This window comes from Pseudoroseicyclus sp. CXY001 (assembly GCF_041714655.1).
Taxonomy (GTDB): domain Bacteria; phylum Pseudomonadota; class Alphaproteobacteria; order Rhodobacterales; family Rhodobacteraceae; genus Pseudoroseicyclus_A.
Map to the genome: position 1 here is coordinate 621,423 of NZ_CP168219.1, position 18,708 is coordinate 640,130.

General features: G+C 69.8%; 15 protein-coding genes. 2 read left to right on the forward strand and 13 right to left on the reverse strand.

Features of this window, described 5'->3' with window-relative positions:
* Window positions 1–58 precede the first annotated feature (58 nt).
* Both ACAZ03_RS03250 and ACAZ03_RS03255 read left to right on the forward strand, forming a co-directional pair.
* A complete protein-coding gene (locus ACAZ03_RS03250; RefSeq protein WP_373355923.1) occupies window positions 59–307 on the forward strand; it encodes a helix-turn-helix domain-containing protein in 249 nt (82 codons plus the stop codon).
* 1 nt (window position 308) lies between these two features.
* Window positions 309–1,634 (forward strand): type II toxin-antitoxin system HipA family toxin, encoded by a 1,326-nt coding sequence (locus tag ACAZ03_RS03255; RefSeq protein WP_373355924.1) that lies wholly within the window; start codon window positions 309–311, stop codon window positions 1,632–1,634.
* Here the strand turns inward: ACAZ03_RS03255 and ACAZ03_RS03260 are convergent.
* The 13 genes from ACAZ03_RS03260 to ACAZ03_RS03320 form a co-directional block, all read right to left on the reverse strand.
* Window positions 1,631–2,206, reverse strand: coding sequence for a helix-turn-helix domain-containing protein (locus ACAZ03_RS03260; RefSeq protein WP_373355925.1), 576 nt, complete (start codon window positions 2,204–2,206; stop codon window positions 1,631–1,633). The two genes, ACAZ03_RS03255 and ACAZ03_RS03260, sit on opposite strands and share 4 nt — an antisense overlap.
* A gap of 289 nt (window positions 2,207–2,495) precedes the next feature.
* Window positions 2,496–3,359 (reverse strand): hypothetical protein, encoded by an 864-nt coding sequence (locus tag ACAZ03_RS03265; RefSeq protein ID WP_373355926.1) that lies wholly within the window; start codon window positions 3,357–3,359, stop codon window positions 2,496–2,498.
* Window positions 3,360–3,664: 305 nt separating this feature from the next.
* Window positions 3,665–5,098, reverse strand: coding sequence for an ABC transporter ATP-binding protein (locus ACAZ03_RS03270; RefSeq protein ID WP_373355928.1), 1,434 nt, complete (start codon window positions 5,096–5,098; stop codon window positions 3,665–3,667).
* A complete protein-coding gene (locus ACAZ03_RS03275; RefSeq protein WP_373355929.1) occupies window positions 5,095–5,985 on the reverse strand; it encodes an ABC transporter permease in 891 nt (296 codons plus the stop codon). The genes ACAZ03_RS03270 and ACAZ03_RS03275 overlap by 4 nt, the downstream gene beginning before the upstream one ends.
* On the reverse strand, window positions 5,982–6,920 hold the full coding sequence (locus ACAZ03_RS03280) for an ABC transporter permease (protein ID WP_373355930.1): 939 nt from the start codon (window positions 6,918–6,920) through the stop codon (window positions 5,982–5,984). The genes ACAZ03_RS03275 and ACAZ03_RS03280 overlap by 4 nt, the downstream gene beginning before the upstream one ends.
* A 38-nt stretch (window positions 6,921–6,958) precedes the next feature.
* Window positions 6,959–8,509, reverse strand: coding sequence for an ABC transporter substrate-binding protein (locus tag ACAZ03_RS03285; RefSeq protein ID WP_373355931.1), 1,551 nt, complete (start codon window positions 8,507–8,509; stop codon window positions 6,959–6,961).
* Window positions 8,510–8,526: 17 nt separating this feature from the next.
* Window positions 8,527–9,279, reverse strand: coding sequence for a (2Fe-2S) ferredoxin domain-containing protein (locus ACAZ03_RS03290; protein ID WP_373355932.1), 753 nt, complete (start codon window positions 9,277–9,279; stop codon window positions 8,527–8,529).
* A gap of 347 nt (window positions 9,280–9,626) precedes the next feature.
* Window positions 9,627–11,696: a hydantoinase/oxoprolinase family protein gene (locus ACAZ03_RS03295; RefSeq protein WP_373355933.1), complete on the reverse strand. Its 2,070-nt coding sequence runs from the start codon at window positions 11,694–11,696 to the stop codon at window positions 9,627–9,629.
* A 26-nt stretch (window positions 11,697–11,722) separates the two neighbouring features.
* Window positions 11,723–13,732, reverse strand: a complete 2,010-nt coding sequence (locus ACAZ03_RS03300) for a hydantoinase B/oxoprolinase family protein (RefSeq protein WP_373355934.1) — start codon at window positions 13,730–13,732, stop codon at window positions 11,723–11,725.
* A 1-nt stretch (window position 13,733) separates the two neighbouring features.
* The gene (locus tag ACAZ03_RS03305) at window positions 13,734–14,843 is read right to left on the reverse strand and encodes a M24 family metallopeptidase (RefSeq protein ID WP_373355935.1); all 1,110 of its coding nucleotides are present in this window, start codon (window positions 14,841–14,843) and stop codon (window positions 13,734–13,736) included.
* Between the two features lies 1 nt (window position 14,844).
* Window positions 14,845–15,780 carry an ABC transporter permease gene (locus ACAZ03_RS03310; protein WP_373355936.1) on the reverse strand — a complete coding sequence of 312 codons (936 nt, stop codon included), beginning with the start codon at window positions 15,778–15,780 and terminating at the stop codon, window positions 14,845–14,847.
* Window positions 15,781–15,783: 3 nt separating this feature from the next.
* Window positions 15,784–17,319 (reverse strand): sugar ABC transporter ATP-binding protein, encoded by a 1,536-nt coding sequence (locus tag ACAZ03_RS03315; RefSeq protein WP_373355937.1) that lies wholly within the window; start codon window positions 17,317–17,319, stop codon window positions 15,784–15,786.
* The gene (locus ACAZ03_RS03320) at window positions 17,307–18,299 is read right to left on the reverse strand and encodes a sugar ABC transporter substrate-binding protein (RefSeq protein WP_373355938.1); all 993 of its coding nucleotides are present in this window, start codon (window positions 18,297–18,299) and stop codon (window positions 17,307–17,309) included. The genes ACAZ03_RS03315 and ACAZ03_RS03320 overlap by 13 nt, the downstream gene beginning before the upstream one ends.
* Window positions 18,300–18,708 lie beyond the last annotated feature (409 nt).

Here is an 18,708-nt window from a genome sequence, read left to right on the forward strand (position 1 = left end):
AAACTTATAGCCCGAGGGCTATATTGACACAATATCGCCCTTGGGCTATCAATCGGCCATGGATACCTTGCCCGCATATCCCATCCGAAGCCTGCGCCAAGCCGGGGCCGTGCTGAAGGCGCGGCGAGCGGCGCGGAAGATTAGCCAGAAGCAGCTTGGCGAGATGACGGGAACGGCGCAATCCACCATTTCCGACATCGAGAACGGCGTCGTGTCCGTCAGCCTCGATGTCTACCTGCGCCTTCTCGAGGCCCTCGGCGCGGAACTGTCCGCGACGGATCGTATAGCCGACCCTGGGCAGCCATAAAATGGCACGGATCGCCCGCGCGGGCCGACGCACACGCCAAAGCAAGACAGCCGTCTGGTACGAAAGGGCGCGGGTGGGCACGCTGACCCGCGCAACGGATGGGGCCATCGCCTTCACCTACGATCCTGACTGGCTCGCGTCCGAGGCCGCTTTTCCGGTTGCCAGCACCCTGCCGCTGACCAAGCTCAAATGGCAGGGCGATCCCGTTGTCGCCGCTTTCGACAACCTCTTGCCCGATGCCGAAGGCGAGCTGCGCGAGAAGATAGCCGCGCGTGTCGGGGCGCAGGGCAAGGACGTGTTCTCTCTGCTGTCCGTGCTGGGGCGCGACTGTGTCGGTGCACTGCAATTCCTGCCGGTGGAGGAGGCCCCAGCCGAGCAGGACATGCAGTATCGCATCATTTCGGAAGAGGAGATGGTCGCCGACCTGAAGAACCTCGCCGCCGCGCCGCTCGCCCTGGGTGAAGACGAGGATTTCCGGATTTCCATCGCCGGCGCGCAGGAGAAGACAGCCTATCTGCGGATCGACGGAAAGTGGGCCAAACCGCGGGGCATCACGCCGACCAGCCATATCTTCAAGACGCCTATGGGCCTCATTCCCGGCCCGGAGCAGATCGACCTGAGCGACAGCGTCGAAAACGAATTGTTCTGCATGACCTTGGCGCGTGAAATCGGCCTTCCCGTCGCGCATGTCGAAAAGCTCACCCTTTCCGGGCAGGTCGTGCTGTCGGTCGAACGCTTCGACCGCGTCTGGCACGGCGACACCCTGAGGCGCCTGCCGCAGGAAGATATCTGCCAGTCGCTGGGCTACCCTTCTGCCATGAAATACCAGAGGCTGGGCGGCCCCAGCATCGCGCAGATCATGGAGCTTATGCGGGAATCTGACACGCCGATCGAGGATCGGGAGACGTTCTTCCGGGCGCAGATCTTCTTCTTCCTGATCGGGGCCTCGGACGGGCACGCCAAGAACTTCAGCCTGCGTCTGGGGCGTCGGGCGCGATTCACCCTCGCGCCCCTCTATGACATCCTGAGCGTCGCCGCGGTCGTCCGCGCCGGACGCTTGCAGCGCAAGCGCTACCGCCTCGCAATGTCGATCGACGGCCATTACGGCATCGACGAGATCGTGCCGCGCCACTTCGAGGCCGAGGGCCGCGCGGCAGGTCTGCCCAAGGGCCGCGCCCTGGAGTTGTTGCAGGAGATGACCGATCGGCTGGGCCCCGCGCTGGAGCGGGCGCTTCTGGCGGTAAGCGATCAGGTCCCGGCGGCGGTCAGCGAGCCGATCGCAAGCGATGCGACGCAGCGGGCGGCGCAGATGCGGGAGCTGCTTTAGGGCTCCGGAGCATCTGCGGCCAACCCCTCCAACGCCTTGTCGACCTCGCGCGTTTTCGCGGCCAGCTGTGCCTCCCACAGACTGCGAAACGCCTCGGCGAATTCGACCAGACCCCCGGCGAAGGTGCGGATCGTGGTCATGTCGTCTTCGGTGAAGGGCAGCGGGCGGCCGCGCAGTTTTGCCTCGTTCAGCTTGCGGGCGATGTGGTTGACCGCAGCGCCTTCGGTGGCGACCTGCGCGCCCCAAGCTTGCAGGTGGTCGAGAACGACCGGATCGACCGGGCGCAGCAGGATGTCGGCGGCCCGCATCAGGCGGCGCAGGGCGGCGGGTTGGTCGGTGATGCCCCTACGTGCCAGCGCGGACTGAAACCCCGCCAGCTGGCGCGCGCTCAGGCGGGTGCTGATCGTCGTGGTTAGGCCAGGTAGCGCGCCTTTGGCACGGCTCAGCGTGTTGTAGATCGTCCGGGTCGAGACGCCGAAGCGGCGGGCCAACACGGCGGCAGGCGTGCCCCCGGCGCGGGCCTCGATGATCTGGCGGCGTTCGTCGTCGGTCAGTTTGCGGTGGTGGCGCATGTGAAGTTTACGTTCCTATTTCTTGCCAACTTCCTTCAAGCCCCCCGCCTCCCAGCGTCAGCGGAGGCGGATCAGGGGCTTGGAGTCCGTTTCGGTGGGTTTGCTTGGTTGGACGGGGTGCAGGGGACGCGATGCGGGAAACGCGATGCGCAAAGCACGGGGCAACGGACGCGGCGCAGAGGACGCGATGCAAAAGGCGCGGCGCAAAGGACGCGGGACACGGAGCGCGGTCCAAAATCCGGAATGCACCGGACGCAATGCGCGGCGCATTTTGCAGAGGATGCGCCGCTCATCCCGTCAAGCCCGCCGCGCGCAGTTGCCCGTCGGTCACCAGCCCCGCCGCCGTAAGCGCCGTCACCTGCGGGGCGGTGATGTGCTTGCACATCGGACTGCGGTCGCGCACCCACGCCGCGAGCCGGGCGTGGTGATCGGCGGCCAAAGCCGTCCGCGCCTGCCGTTCCTCGGCCATCACCTCAAGGAAGCGCTGCCACCGGCGGGTTGCGAACCAGTTGTCCGAGAAACAGACCTTGGACCGCGTGAAGCCCGCGCTCTCGGTCGCATAGGCTTGGACGGCGCGCAGCAGGTCGTCGGGGTCGATCTCCTCCCGCACGGCCTCCGCGATCCGGGCAAGGCACGCAGCTTTGCCGCGCTGGCGGTCCTTCGGATAGGCTGCCCAGATCTGTTCAAGTCTCTCATCCTCAGCCGCCGTCGCCTCCGCGCGCTTGCGCGTAGGTGGTTTATGGATGGTTTCAGGGTGGTTTGGGGTCCACCGTGGACCCCGTACCCCGTCCACCCTGGACCCCCTACCGGGGTCACGCTGGACGGGGTCCGCTGTGGACCCCGTTCCTTCGTCAGGTTCGGCGGAGCTTTCCAAGGCCATCACGCGGTCCAGCACGATCCGGTAGATCACGGTGAACCCGTTCTTGCAGGGACGCCGCCCGGTCTCGATCAGGATGCCTTCGCGCAGGAAGTCGGTGATGGTGCGCTTGACGGTGCTTTCGCCCAGCTCGGTGTGGCGCTGGATCGTCCCCTTGGAACACCAGATGCCCGAGCCGTCATCGCTCGCCTTGTCGGCCAGGAACATGATGATCTGCTTGCGCGCGGCGCTGCCGAAGATGCGGTCGGCGCAGAGATTGGCGATCTTCCAGCTCATGCGCAGGCCCCCGGGAAGGGGAAGCGCCATCGCGTCAAAGGCGACGGATGAAACCGCTTGACAGAACGGAAAACGCCGCCGCACCATCCGCTCAAGGCCCCTTTCCGGGCCTGCAAATGGTTTGACAATCGGCTGCTAAGTGCCTGATTTCCCGTGGTGGGTTTGGCAGAAATTTCGCCCGTAACCGCCTGATCTTCCATCCACAATTTGGGATTGAAAATCCTCGTGTCGGTGGTTCGATTCCGCCCCCGGGCACCATCTCAAAGCCATCCAACTTGCTCATCCGTCGAGCCGGCGTCCGCACGTCACCGCCCGGCGCCTCCCAGCCCCGCGCCTCCCTCCCCACCCAGCGCCACGATCCGGTCGGCCAGGCGCTCCAGGAAGGCGCCGTCGTGGCTGACCAGCAGCACGGCCGTGCCGCGGTCGGCGGCCTGGCGGAGGAGGCGGGCGACGCCGGCGGTGGCGAGGCTGTCGAGGGCGCTCGAGGGTTCGTCGGCGACGATGAGGGCAGGCTCGGCGACGAGGGCGCGGGAGAGGGAGCAGCGCTGGCACTGGCCGACGGAGAGCTCGCCGGGCCGTGCCTCGGGGTCGATCTCCCCCAGCCCCACCTCCGCCAGCGCGGCGAGGGCGGCGGCGCGGCGGGCCCTGCGGGAGGTGCGGGCCCGGTGCCCGGCCACCAGAGGCTCCGCCACGCTCCGCCAGATCGGCCAGTGCGGCACGAGGCTGGAGACCGGATCCTGGAACACCGGCATGATCGCCGCCGGCCGCTGCAGGGCCGGGGCCCGCTCGATCCGCCCGCGTGTCGGCGGCTCCAGCCCCATGACGAGCCGCAGAAGCGTGGACTTGCCGCAGCCCGAGGGGCCCTTGATGCCGACGATCTCGCCGGCGCCGATCTGCAGGTCGGTCTCGGGGAGCGCCGGGGCCCCCGCATAATCCCGCGCGAGCCCCTCGCCGCGGAAGAGAAGGGGCGGGCGCCCCGGGGCGGCCCCCTTTGGCAGCGGCGCGGCGGCGCCGAGAAGTCGGCGGGTCTCGTCATGGGCCGGGGCGCGGCGGAGCTCCTCCGGCGTGCCGGTCTCGACGATGCGGCCCTCGTGGAGGATGCCGATCCGGTCCGCCATGCGCATCACCAGGGCGATGTCATGGCTGATGAGCAGCACCGCGCCTTGCCCCTTCAGCGCCGCCAGCACGGCCTCGGCCCGGTCGGCGTCGAGCGCGCTCGTCGGCTCGTCGGCGACCACCAGCCGCGGGGCGAGCGCATGGGCGGCGGCGATGGAGGCGCGCTGGAGCATCCCGCCGCTCCAGGCATGGGGGGCGAGGGGCAGGCGCGCCGCCGCCTCGGGGATTCCGAGCGCGGTGAGCCGCGCCTCCGCCGCGCCCGGGGGCGGGCTCAGGCCATGGGCGCGCCAGGCGCTGTCCACATGGTCGCGGACCGGGCGGAGCGGGTCGCAGGCCGACCATGGGTTCTGGCCGACATAGCCGATCTCGCGGCCGCGGAGCTGTCGCCAACCGGCGGCGTCCAGCGTCAGGAGGTCTCGGCCGCCGAGCCGCAGGCCGCCGCACAGCCGCGTCTCCGCCCCGTGGAGGCCGAGCAATGCCCGGGCGATGGTGGACTTGCCGGAGCCAGAGCAGCCGACCAGCGCGAAACACTCGCCCGGGGCGACGGCAAAGCTCGCGCCCCGCACCGGCGTGCCGCCGCCGGGGTAGCTGACCGTCAGCGCCTCGCAGGTCAGAAGGCTCATCGCGCCGCCTTCGGGCTCGCCACGTCGCGCAGCGCATTGCCGAGGAGGTTGGCGGAGAGGACCGAGAGGAAGATGCAGCCCGCCGGCACCAGCAGGAGCCAGGGCGCCACGGTGAAGAACAGCCGCGATTCCGACAGGAGCGCCCCCCATTCCGCATGGGGCGGCTGCACGCCGAGCCCGAGGAAGGAAAAGCCCGAGATCGCGCCGATCATGCCGCCGAGTGCCAGCGTCGCGACGATGCCGAGCTGCAGCGCCACGCCGGGCAGAATATGGCCGAAGATGATCCGGGCGCGCGAGATGCCGGCCATCTGCGCGGCCACGACATCCGGCCGCCAGCGCGCATCGAGCGACAGCGAGCGGGCGAGGCGGGCATACCAGGCCCAGTCGCCGATGATGAGCGCGATCAGGAGGTTGATGAAGCTCGGCCCGAGGATGCCGAGCACGGCGAAGGCCAGCACCAGCCCCGGCAGGGTCATCATCACGTCGACGAGCCGCATCAGCAACATGTCGAGCCAGCCCCCCGCGAGGCCGGAGAGCGTGCCGATGACGAGCCCGATCGCGAAGACCGAGCCCAGCACCAGAACCGCCGCCCCGATGGAGCGGTGGGCGCCGTCGAGCACGCGGGAGAGGAGGTCCCGCCCGGTGGAATCGGTCCCGAAGAGGTGCGCGGCGCTCGGGCCCTGCAGGGCATGGGCGTAGTTGGGGGCGTTGGGGGGCCAGGGCGTCCAGACCGCGCCGAGAAGCGCGAGGCAGAGGAGCGCCGCGGTCAAAAGGATGCCCGCCTTGCCCGACGGGTGGCGCCAGAGCCGGAAGAGCAGGCGCCGCTCGCCGGCCAGGTGCGGCACCTCCGGCCGGGTGACCCCAGCGATGCTCTCGGCGATGCTCATGCCGCCCGCCCCCTCAGCCGCGGGTCCATCCCCATGGCGGCGAGGTCGACGATGAACGCGGCGACGACATAGGAAAACGCGGCGAAGAGGACATAGGCCTGGATCACCGGGTAGTCGCGCGCGGACAGGGCCGAGAGCAGGTAATTGCCGAGCCCCGGCCAGGTGAAGATCGCCTCGATCAGGGGCGCCCCGCCGATCAGCGCGCCGACGCTGACGCCGATGGCCGTGAGGAACGGCAGGAAGGCATTGGGCAACGCGTGGCGCAAAAGGATGCGCCGCTCGGTGGCGCCGCGGGCACGGGCCATGTCGGCGTGATCGCTCGCCATCTGCTCGAGGAGGCCCGCGCGGAGGAGCTGTGTCCATCCCGCAGCGCGGTCGAGCCCGATGATGAAGGCCGGCAGAAGCGCGGCCCACCAGCCGACCTCGGCCAGCACCCGCCCCATGCCGGCGCCGACGACGACATAGGTGAGCGCCAGAAGCGCGAAGACGAAGGTCGGCAGCGCCGCGCCGATCTGGCTGTAGAGCTGGATCACCCGGTCGGGCCAGCGGTCCTGCCAATGGGCGGCGGCGAGCGCGAAGAGCAGCGACAGCGCGACGGAGAAGAGAAGCGCGAGCCCGAGGAGCAGCACGGTCGCCGGCAGCCGCTCGAAGATCTCGGCCACCACCGGCTGGCCCGAGGCGAAGGAGGCGCCGAGATCGCCGTGCAGCAGGCGCCAGAGCCAGTCGAGGAACTGCTGCACCATCGGCCGGTCGAGCCCGAGCTCGCGCCTGAGCGCCTCGAGCTCGGCCACCGAGAAATCCGTCTTGCCGCGCGCCATGAGGAGCCGCATGGCCGGATCGCCCGGCGCAAGCGGCAGGAGCGCCCAGACCAGCACCGTGGCGGCAAAGGCCGTGAGCACCGCCTGCAGCAGGCGGCTGGCAGACGCGATCAGCATCGCGTCTGCTCCCGGTCAGGGATGGCCGGCACGCCGCCTCACTCCGCCGGCGCGGTGTCGAACTTCACGTGGTTCCAGGCCACCGCCGGCTCGTAGGTGATCCACGCGTCGGAGACGAGCGCCCGCTCGCGGTGCTGGGTCACGGTGAACATGTAGGGATCTTCCTCGACGAGGATCTCCTGCACCCGGGCGATGAGCGCGTTCCGCGCCTCCGGGTCGACCGTGACGTAGATCTCGTCCACCAGCGCGTCGATCTCGGCATTGGAATAGCCGCCGTAATTGTCGGACCCGCTGGTGATCAGGTAGCGCTGCAGGATGCCCGCCACCGCGCCGACGGAAGAGGTGCCGTTGGAGGCGAGCGCGAGGTCCCATTCCACCGTGCCGCTCATCGTCGCTTCGGTCAGATCGTCGACCGAGACGATGTCTGAGGCGATCCCCAGCTCATTGAAATAGACCTGCATCGCGCCGGTCATCGGGATGAGGTCGGGCTGCTGCGGATAGATCAGCATGGTGATCGCCAGTGCTTCGCCGTCGCGCATCCGCTGGCTGCCCTCCAGCACCCAGCCGGCAGCGTCGAGAAGGGCGGCGGCCTCTTCGGTGTCGTATTCGTAATTCTCCACCGCGAAGGCCAGATCGGGATTGTAGAGCCCGGTCGGCGCCGCCTTGGTGCCGTGGAAGATCGTCTCGGCGATCTCCTCGTAATTGATGGCCTTCATCACCGCCTGGCGGACGGGCACCTCGGTCAGCGGCCCGTCGGAGACATTCATGTAGCCGAGGAAACCCCCGCTCGAGAGCGGGCCGAGCACGAGGTTGACGCCCGGCGTCGCGTCGAAGACCGGCTTCGCCGCCACGGGTGGATAAAGCGCAATGTCGACCTCGCCGTTCTGCACGGCCAGCGTCCGGGCGTTCTCGTCGGAGACGAAGTAGAGCTCCAGCCCGTCCATCGCCGGCGTGCCCTGCCAGTAGCCGGCATAGGCCTCCGAGATCATGCGCTGGCTGTCGAGATCCATGACCTTGTAGGGGCCGGTATGGATGCCGGCGCCCTCGAGGCTCTCGTAATCGTCGCCGGCCGCGAGGACGGTCTCGACGTCGATCACCATCAGCCGGCTTTCATGCGCAAGGATGCTCGGCAGCTCCGGCAGAGGCGTGCCGGTGCGGATGGTGATCTCGCGCGGGCCGGTCTCCTCGAAGGTCAGCGCCTCGCCGAGCGCGGCGGCGGTGCCGGCATTGTTCTGCCGGTGATAGTCGAAGGCGGCGAGCACGGCGGCCACATCCATCGGCTTGCCGTTCTGGAAGGTCACGCCGTCGCGGATGGTGAGCACCCAGGTGGTGTCGTCGACCGTCTCCAGGCTCTCGGCAAGCCAGGGTACGATGGAGCCGTCGGGCTCATAGCGCATCATCAATTCGCCGGAGCCGAATTCCTGCAGCCAGAAACCCTCGCTCACCGGGTCCATGCTTTCGATGGCGAAGCTCGTCGCCATGCGCAGGATGCTGTCCTGCGCCGCGGCGGCGGAGCCGAGCCCGAGCCCGAGGCCGAGGCCGATGGTCAGGGCGAGCGTCGAGGCGATGCCCTTGGGTGCCGATGTCATGTCTGTCTTCCTCCCGTTTAATCGTCGTGGTCTTGGCGCGCCCGGGCGAGCCGGGCGGTGTGAAAGCGGCGCTCGGGCAGGTCACCGCCCGCCACCAGAACCTCGCCGACGAAGGCGCGCACCGCCGCCCTGTCGGGCAGCCGGTACCAGGTGCCATGCGGATAGAGCGCCAGGATCGGGCCCCTGTTGCAGGGGAAGATGCAGCCCGTCCGCGTCGTCAGGCAGCGGCCGGAAATTCCGGCGGCGGCGCATTCCTCCTTGACCAGCTCGAGGAGGTCGACGGCGCCGTGCACATGGCAGCGCGGCCCGGTGCAGACGAGGAGGTGGAAGTCGAAATCGGGCGGGTCGTTCCAGCCGGGCTTGCCGAGCTTCGGGGGGACCTCGGCGACGTCCTTCGCCGGCGCCTCGTTGGTGAGCGCCGCATCGGCGAAGGCGGCCAGCCCCTCGGCATGGGTCGCCGGATCGGGGCCGAGCGAGAGCCTCGTATCGGCATTCTCGCCCCGCGCCCGCCAATCCGCCATGACGCCGGGCAGCCAGACATGGAGCCCTTCGGGAAAGGGCAGGCCGAAGGGCTGCACCCTTATGTCGCGATGGCCCTCCGCCCGGAGCGCATCGAGCGCGTCGATGAGGCTCGGCCCGCTCCGCTCCAGCCGGATGAGACGGCTCGGCAGGGGCGTCGCCCCGGCCGCCGCCGCCTCCAGCCGCGCGAGCGCTTTGGCGCTGATCGAATAGGCCGAGGTGACAAAGAGCACCGCGTCGCAGCCGGTCATGGCTCCCCTCCCATCGCATTTGCGCGGCGGCCGCTCCGGGCCGTCCTCCCCCGCGAAATCGAGAGGTTCGATAGCATGGGCGCCGGACCTGGCAACCCACTAAGTTGATGATTTTACGAAATTTTTCCTATACCTAGAGGGGGTATACTATCCATTCCCACGACTTTTCGGGGCCGATTCCGCAAGGCGAAAAGGCCGCTGGCAAGGGGCGGAGGAGGGGGCGGTTCGGGCGGTGCCCTCGAGGGGCGGAGGCAGGGTGATTCGCCCGGGCCTTGAGGGGGGCGCAGGCGCGCAGGGGCACGCGGGCCGGCGGCAGGTGCGGCCGGCCCGTGCGGGGCCGGCCTACGTCAGCTCGTCAGGATCAGGCAGAGGTTGGGCGCGCAGGTCAGGTGCCAGCCGGGCGGCACCCAGGTCGTCCCGTCGCCCTGCTCGACGATGAGCGGCCCGTCGCGCTCCGTCCCCGGCGCGATGGCGGCCCGGTCGAGCACCGGCACCTCGCGCGGCCCGCCGGGCAGGACGACGCGGCGCGTCTCCTCCTGCCGGGGTGGGGCGGGGGCCTCCTCCGCGGTCGCATTGCCCTCCGGCGCCGGCAGCACGGCGGTCAGCCGGCAGCGCAGGGCCGAGAGGATGACATGGCCCGCCCTCTCGCAATAGCCGAAGGCGGCCTCGTGGCGGTCATGGAAGAGCGCCGCGAGCGCCTCGGCCGTCGGCGCGGCGACGAGCGCCTCGGGCAGGGTCACGCTCAGATCGAAACCCTGGCCCCGGTAGCGCATCTCCACCGTGTGGGTGAAGGCCGCGCCTCCCGCCCGGGGGATCTCGGTGCCGAGCCAGGCCCGCCCCTGCGCCTCGAGGCTCGCGATGCTGCCCGCGAGGGTGGTGGCGGCCTCCGGCGCGGCGAGGTCGAGCCGGTGGGAGGCGACGAAATCGCGCTTCACCTGCGCCTGCGCGGCGCCGAGCGAGCAGAGCGTCGAGGAGAGCGGCGGCACGATCACCTCGCGGATGCCCGCCTCCTCGGCGACGAGCGCCGCATGGGTCGGCCCCGCCCCGCCGAAGGCGAGGAGAGAGAAGTCGCGGGCGTCGTCGCCCGTCCGGGCGAGGCTGCGCGCCAGATCGGCCGCCATGGCGGAGGCCGAGACGCGGAGCGCCGCCAGCGCCACCTGCTCGGCCGCATCCTCGCCGGTCAGCCCCAGCGCGGGGGCCTCGCGGGCCAGTGCGGAGCGGGCGGCGCCCATGTCGAGCGCCATGCGCCCGCCGAGAAAGCGGTCGGCGGCGATGAGGCCGGTGACGAGGTAGCAATCGGTCACCGCGGGGACGGTGCCGCCCTGGCCGTAGCAGACCGGCCCGGGCGCGGCGCCGGCGCTTTCGGGCCCGACATGCAGCATGCCGAGCGCGTCGGCCCGCACCAGCGAGCCGCCTCCGGCGCCGATGGCGCTGACGCCCACGACCGGCATCGAGAGGGGGAAGTCGCCGACCCGCGCCGTCGTCACATCCATGGGCTTTCCGCCACGGATGAGCGCCATGTCGGCGCTGGTGCCGCCCATGTCGACCGTCAGCACCGCGTCGCGCTTCAGCTCGCGCGCCAGTTGCCCGGCGGCCTCGACGCCCGAGGCGGGGCCGGAGAGGATCGTCTCGATCGGGCGGGCGCGGGCCGTCGCCAGGTCGATCATGCCACCGTTGTTGGCGGTGATGAAGATCGGCGCCGTCACCCCGATCTCGGCGACGCGGGCGCGCAGCCGGTCGTAGTATTGCTCCATCAGCGGCTGGGTGAAGGCGTTGATGAGCGCCAGCATGCAGCGCTCGTATTCGCGCTTCTCGGGCCAGATATCGGCCGAGGCGTTGACGGAGACATCGGGCAGGCGCCGGGCGAGCCCGTCGCGCAGGGCGCGCTCCTGCGCCGGATGCGCGTAGGAATGAAGGAGGAGCACGGTGACCGCCTCCACCCCCTGGGCGCCGAGCCGCGTGGCGAGCGCGTCGATCTCCGCCTCGTCCAAGGGCGCGAGGACCTTGCCGTCATGGCTGATCCGGGCGCTGACCTCGTGGATGCGGTCGCGCGGCACCAGCGCCCGCTCGCGCGGCTTGAGGTAGTCGAAGGCGTCGGGCATCTGCGAGCGGGCGATCTCGAGCACCCCGCGCCCGCCGGGCGAGGTGACGAGCCCGAGCTTCGCGCCCTTGCGCTGGATCGTGGCGTTGAGGCCGATCGTGGTGCCATGGACCACCATCTCGACATCGCCGGGGGCGAGCCCGACGCCGCCGAGGAGCGTGGGTATGCCGCGCGCCACGGCCAGCGAGGGGTCGGCGGGGACGCTCGGCTCCTTGTGGTGGGTGACGCGGCCGGTGAGCCCGTCGAGCAGCACGAAATCGGTGAAGGTGCCGCCGACGTCGATGCCGATGCGGGCGCGGGGTGTGGTCTTGGTCACGTCTGTCTTCTGCTGGCTCATCGGGGTCAGGTGCCGGCCAGGGCGGAGAGCTCGGCGATGGCGGCCTCCAGCCGGGCGCGGGCGGCGTCGGAATTGCCCGCCATGATCGTGTCGAGCGGCGCGCCCTTCGAGCCCTCGAGCCCGGGCACGGCCGCATAGATGGCGCGCCGCCGCGCCGCCACCCGCTCGCGGCGGGGCAGCGCATAGAGCGCGCCGTTGAGCCGGGCCATGGTGGCATCGTCGAAGAGCGCCTCCCAGGCGTCGCGCTGGGCGCCAAAGGTGAAGCCGGTCTGCGCCTCCTTGGCCCCGGCGCGGCGCGCGGAGGTGGCAGCGGCATCGACGCTGCAATCCTCCTCCAGCACCACGCCATAGAGCCGCTCGGCCGCCTCGCGGCTCACGAAGCCTTCGCGCACGTCCTGCGCGACACGCTCGGCCGGGCGGTCCTCCGGCCGGCCCACGCCGCCGCCGCCGGGCATCTCGATGGTGACCGTATCGCCCTTTTGCAGGCGCTGGGGTTCGGACTTGGCGATGGCGCGTTCGTCCGGCCGGCCCGCGTTGACGATGGCGCGGATGAGCGCGCCGGGGTGGCCGCCGTCCTGCCCCCAGGGCGCGAAGCGGGCACGCTCCATGCCCGAAACGACGATCTCGCCGCCGCCGGGGCTGGTGACCTCGACGACGAGCCGCTGGCCGACGCCGCCGCGCCATTCTCCGGCCCCGCCGCTGTCGGGGCGGATGTCATATTCGATCATCCTGAGGCCCTGTTCGGCCTCCACCAGCTCGATCGGGCGGTTGCGCATGTTGTTGAGCGAATTGTCCCGCACATCGGCACCGTCGCGGCCCTTCAGGGCCCCCATGCCGGAGCGGACGGGCTCGACGATCTCGACCTGGAGCGAGCCGTCGGCGCGGATCTCGGCATATTGGAAGGCGACCATGGCGCCGCCCGTGGCGGTGCCGATCAGCTCCGGCGCGGCGGTGATGACGGCGCCCGTCACCGCGTCGAACAGCCGGTAGGGCGGCGAGGAGCGCAGGCCCACGGCGGCCGGCGCCTGCGCATCGAGGATGGAGCCCGGCTGATGGGTGATGGAGAAATGGCGGAAGAGCCCGGCATTGCGGGGGATGCCGGGGTCGTGGCTGGTGAGGATCCCCGCGAAGCGGAAGGTCAGCCAGTACATCCGCTTGCCCAATGTCGGCGTGTTGTAGGAGCTCTCGGATTCCGGATCGGTCCCCGTCAGGTCGAGCGTCACGAGCCCGTCCGAGGCCGTCAGCTTGACGCGGATGCGCAGCGGAATGTCCGACAGCACGTCGTCGTCCATGTAATCCCAGAAGTCATAGGCGCCGTCCGGGATGCGCCGGAGCACCTCGCGGGCGCGGGCGGCGGCATAATCCTGGATGTCGCCCTGCGCCTGCACGACGGCCTCGGTGCCGTAGCGCCCGGCGATGTCCTTCACGCGTTCCTCGCCCTTGGCGAGCGCCCCCAGCATGGCATGCAGATCGGCGATGGTGATGTCGGGCACGCGGGTGTTGAGGCGGATGAGCTCGATCAGCAGCGGGTTGATCCGCCCGCCCTCCACCAGCTTCACCGGCGGGATGCGCAGGCCCTCCTGCCAGATCTCGGTGCAGGCGGCCGAGACGGAGCCGTTCACCATGCCGCCGATGTCGAGCACATGGGCGAAGCACCAGCCATAGGCCACCAGCTTGCCCTCGTGGAAATAGGGGCGGATCAGATGCACGTCGGGCAGGTGGGTCGAGAGGCCGCCGGAGGTGTAGGGATCGTTGGTGATGATGACGTCGCCGGGGCCGAGATCCGGCACGGCGGCGATGGCGGTGCGGAAGTTCGTGTCGATCAGGAAGCTGAAGTTCGCCGAGGGCGGATAGGCGGAGACCTCGCCCGACGGGTCGAGGATCGCCACCGCGAAATCCGCGATCTCGTTGACGAAGCTCGATTGCGCCGTGCGCTGGATGGCGAGGTAGGTCTCTTCGCTGGCGGCGACGAGCTTGCGGGCGATGCTGTCGAGCGTGACGGGGTCGAGCTTCATCTCACGCCCCTTCGGCCACGATGGTCAGGGCGCGGGAGCTCTGGGTGAGCCGGCGGTTGCCGCCCTCCGTGAGCACCACGTTGTCCTCGATCCGCACGCCGATGTCTCCGGGCCGGTAGAGCCCGGGCTCGATGGCAAGTACGTTGCCGGGGCGCAGCATCTCGGGATTGCCGCGCATGAGCTGCGGCGCCTCGTGCACGTCGAGCCCGATGCCGTGGCCGGTCTTGTGCAGCGCCCATTGCCCGAAGGGCCCCGCCTCGAGCGCGCCGCGCACACGGTCGTCGAAATCCGAGGCGCTCATGCCGGGGGCGGCGAGGTCGAGGGCGAGGTCACTGACCCGCTCGACCTCGGCATAGAAGGCGCGGTGCGCATCGCTCGCATGGCCGACGAAGATCGTCCGCGTGATGTCGCAGGTATAGCCGCGCGCGCGCACGGCGAAGTCGAAGAGGAGCGGATCGCCCGAGCGGATCTCGGTCTCGTCCGTATGGCCGTGGGGCAGGGCGGATTTCGGGCCGGTGAGCACCAGGGGCGCCACGAGGTCGCCGGCGCCCGGGGTGGCCAGCATCTCCGTCATCAGCAGACGCTGCACCGCCAGCTCGGTCATGCCGGGGCGGATCTGCGCGATGGTCCTGGCGAAGGCCGCCTCGGAATAGGCGACGCTGTCGGCCAGCGCCGCGATCTCCTCGGCATCCTTGACGGAGCGGAGATCGGCGAGGCTGTCCGCCATCGAGACGAGCTCGGCCCCCGGGAAGGCGCGCTCGAGCGCCCGGGTCTCGAGGAAGCGCAGGCGCACGGGCTCCACCCCGATCCGGCGGGCCGGCAGGCGGCGGGCCGCCTCGGCGAAGGCGGCGTCGAAGCCCTCCTCGTCCTTCCAGAAGATCGGCTCGGCCCCGGCGCCGAGATGCGCCCAGCTTTCGGCCTCAAGATGCGGCAGCACGGCCAGATCGGGCCCCTCGGCCGCGAGGAAGAGCACCGTCGGGCGCTCCATCAGCGCGAAAGAGCCGCCGGTGGCCCAGGTGAAGGTGCCGCCGGGATTGATCGCCGCGGCGTCGAGCCCGGCCTCCTTCAAAGCGGCTTTCAATGCGGCGATGCGGGTGGAGAAGACAGACATCTCAGCGGCTCCTGTTGGCGGCGCCGAGCGCGATGGCGAGGATGATGACCGAGCCGGTCGTGATGTCCTTCACGAACGGGTCGACGTTCAGAAGGTTGAAGCCGTTGTTGATCAGCGCCAGCAGGAGGACGCCGACAACGGTGCGCCAGATCGCGCCCTCGCCGCCGAAGACGGAGGTGCCGCCGAGGATCACCGCGGCGATGGCGTCGAATTCCAGCCCTTCGCCGACGAGCGGCTGCCCCTGGCCGGTGCGCGAGACGGTGATGGCTCCGGCGATGCCGGCGGCCATGCCGACCCCCGCGAAGGTGGCGATGCGCACGATGCGGTTGGGCAGGCCGGAGAGCAGCGCCGCCTCCTCGTTGCCGCCGACAGCGAAGACGTAGCGGCCATAGGCGGTGCGGTTGAGCAGGAAGGCGATGATGGCGACGCAGACGATCATCACCAGAACGGCGATATGCACTGTGTCGAAGATCCGGCCGCGGCCGAGCCAGGAGAATTCCTCCATCCGCGCCGAGATGAGCTGGCCGTCGGTGATCCGCACCGCGATGCCGCGAAAGACCATGCCGGTGGCGATGGTCGCAAGGAAAGCATGCACCCGGAAGCCGGTGATGATGAGCCCGTTCACGATGCCGAGGGCCAGCCCGATGAAGGGCGCCAGCACGATGCCGAGGTATGGATGCCCCGCTGCGGCCAGCCAGGCGGCGCTGCAGCCGGCGACGGCGAGGATCGAGGCGGTCGAGATGTCGAACCCACCGGCGATGATGACCGGTGTCAGCGCCACCGCGATGATGAGGAGCGGCGCGTTCTGGTTGAGAATGTTGAGAAAGTTCTGCGGGCGCAGGAAGTTCGGGCTGACGATGGACAGGGTCACCGCGAGCACGATCAGGATGATGAGGGCGGCGTAATCCCTAAGGATGCGCGTCAGGGTGTCGGTCATGGATCAGGCCGTCGCTTTCGTGTCTTCGGTCTCGAACAGGCGGTGGAGGATGGCGTCGCCGTCGGCGGTGTCGCAGGCGACCTCCTGAAGGAAGCGCCCGTCGTTGACGAGATAGGCCCGGTGGGCGAGGCCCAGCACCTCCTCGATCTCGGAAGAGATCAGCAGGATCGCCGTGCCGGCCTCGGCCAGCGCCATGATCGTCTCGTTGATCATGCGCCGGGCCCCGACATCGACGCCCTTGGTGGGCTCGTCGAGGATCACCACGCGCGGCTCCGCCATCAGCCACTTGCCGATGAGGACCTTCTGCTGGTTGCCGCCCGAGAGCGTGCTGACCTTCTGGCGCGGGCGCCGGGGCACGACGTTGAGCCGGTCCATCAGCTCCGCCACGCGGGCGCGCTCGCGGGCGGGCGAGATGACGCCCAGATGCGAATAGAGCTTGAGGTGCGGCAGGGACATGTTGTCCTGCACGGGGGCCGTCATGACCAGCCCCTGCGCGCGGCGCTCCTCGGGCACCAGCACCAGCCGGCGGCGGATGATCTCACGCTGGGAGAGGCCGGTGATCGGCTCTCCGTCCAGCCGGACGGCGCCGGCGCGCACGGGGTCGACGCCGGCGACGGCGCGGGCGATCTCGCTGCGGCCCGAGCCGACGAGGCCGATGAGGCCGAGGATCTCGCCGGGGCGGATCGAGAAATCGACGCCGCGGACGCCTGTATCGGTCTCGAGCCCCGCCACATCGAGGACGGCGGGCGTCGTCCGCGCCGGTAGGGGCGGGCGCTCGGGGTAGCTGACATCGACGGAGTGGCCGATCATCGCCTCGACGAGGCCCTTGCGGCTCTGCCCGGCGGTCTCGACGGTGGTGACCTTCTCGCCGTTGCGCAGAACGGTGATCCGGTCGGTCACGTCCAGCACATGCTCGAGGAAATGGGTGACATAGACGATGGTATGGCCGGCTTCGCGCAGGGCGCGCATCGTCCCGTGCAGCCGCTCGATATCGCTGGCCGAGAGCGAGGAGGTCGGCTCGTCCATGATGATGACGCGCGCCTCGCGGGCGAGGGCGCGCAGGATCTCGACCTTCTGGCGGTCGGCGACGCGCAGATCGCCGAGCCGCGCCTCGCCGGGGATGCCGTAGCCCGTGCGCGCCTCGAGCTCGCGGTAGCGGGCGGCATTGTCGCGGGCGAGCACGCCGAGCCGGCGGGTCTCGATGCCGAGAAAGACATTGTCCTGCACCGAAAGGCCGGGCACCATGGCCAGCTCCTGCTGGATCATGGCGATGCCGGCGTCGAGCGCGCGGCGCGGCGACCAGCCGGGGCCGACTGGCTCGCCGGCGACGATGATCTCGCCGCCGTCACGCGGGTGATAGCCGCCCAGCACCTTGCCGAGCGTCGACTTGCCGGCCCCGTTCTCGCCGATCAGCGCGTGGATCTCGCCGGGCCGCAAATCGAGATCGACGCCTCGGAGGGACTGGATCCCCCCGAAGCGCTTGTCGATGCCGGTCATCGTGACGATCGGCATGACGGTGGGCTGGCTCAGCCCTGCCATTCGCCCAGGAAGTCCGGGTTCTCAAGCAGGACGTCCTGCGTGATGATCGCCGGCAGCGGCCCGTAGACATCCATGTCGATCTCGGGCTCGACCGTCTCGCCGCGGAGCGAAGCGATGACGGCCTGGGTGGCGAGATAGCCCATCGTGTAGGGGTAGTTGCCCAGCGTCGCCGACCAGCGGCCCTCGCGGATCGCGGCGATGGCGCTGTCGGAGGCGCCGGCGCCCATCATGTAGATGGAGGTGGGGTCGATCCCGGCATCCTCGAGCGCGATCTCGGCGCCGACGAGATGCTGGTCAGCCACCGAGACGATGGCGTCGATATCGGGGTTCACCAGCAGCATGTCGGTCATCGCCGTCAGCGTCTCGTCGGGGGAGTACTTGCCCTCGATGGTCGAGACGATCTCGATGTTCTCATGCTCGGCGAAGACCGCCTGATAGGCCTCGTAGCGCATGTTGTCGGTCGGGTAGATCATCTGGCCGACGATGGCGACGACCTTGCAGGGGGCGATGTCGGCGCAATATTCGGCGACGGCCTCGGCCTGCAGCGTGGCGCCCGGGACCGGCAGGTTCGCGGCGGTGGCGACGAGGCCCTCGACCTGCGGCGCCAGCGTGGTGAGATCGGGGCCGATCGGGAAGAGCGTCGCCGCGCCGGCCATGCCGCTGTCGACGGCCATCTGCACGGCGGCCTCGATGCCGGTCGCGTCATTGGGCGAGATGACGAAGGCGTCGTAGCCGCCCGAGGTGACGATGTCCTCGACCTGCGTGAACTGGAGCGCGGCGTCGTTGGAGCCGTCGAAGATGTCCACGTTCACGCCGCCGGCTTCCTCGGCCGCGTCGAGCGCGCCCTGGTAGATGGCGTTGTTGTAGGAATTGGCGCCCCATGCGGAAAAGAACGCGAGGTTGATGTCGTCTTGAGCGAAGGCGGGGGCGGCCAGCAGGGCACCGGCGCACACCGAAAGATGGAGGAACCTGGAAGTCATTGTGTGAAGTCCTGTTTCTTGGGCGCCCGAAACGGGCCGGTGAGAGGGCAGGTCAGCGCAAATCGCCGCCAGCGCCTTCAGGCTAAGGGCAAGCCGCCGACCTACAAAGGCAGGTTCGGGGCCTGGTGCGGCCCGGAGGGGCCACGGGGGTGCATGTCCTAAGTGTCTGATGTCGCTTTGTCTTCTCTCCTCTCCCTCAAGCGGGCGCCATGCCTCGCATATTCTCGGACCGTATAAGGAAGGCCGGCCATCGAATAGCGATCACCCGCCGCACAAGCGCCATGGGCATAGAATGCACAAAAATTGGGCATAAGCGCAGGGCGGTGTCGAGGCAAGGGTCGGCGCTCCGCCTCCCCCTCGCGCGGGGAAGGCGGGCCAGGCCGGGCCGGGCTCCGGGCGGGGCGGGACT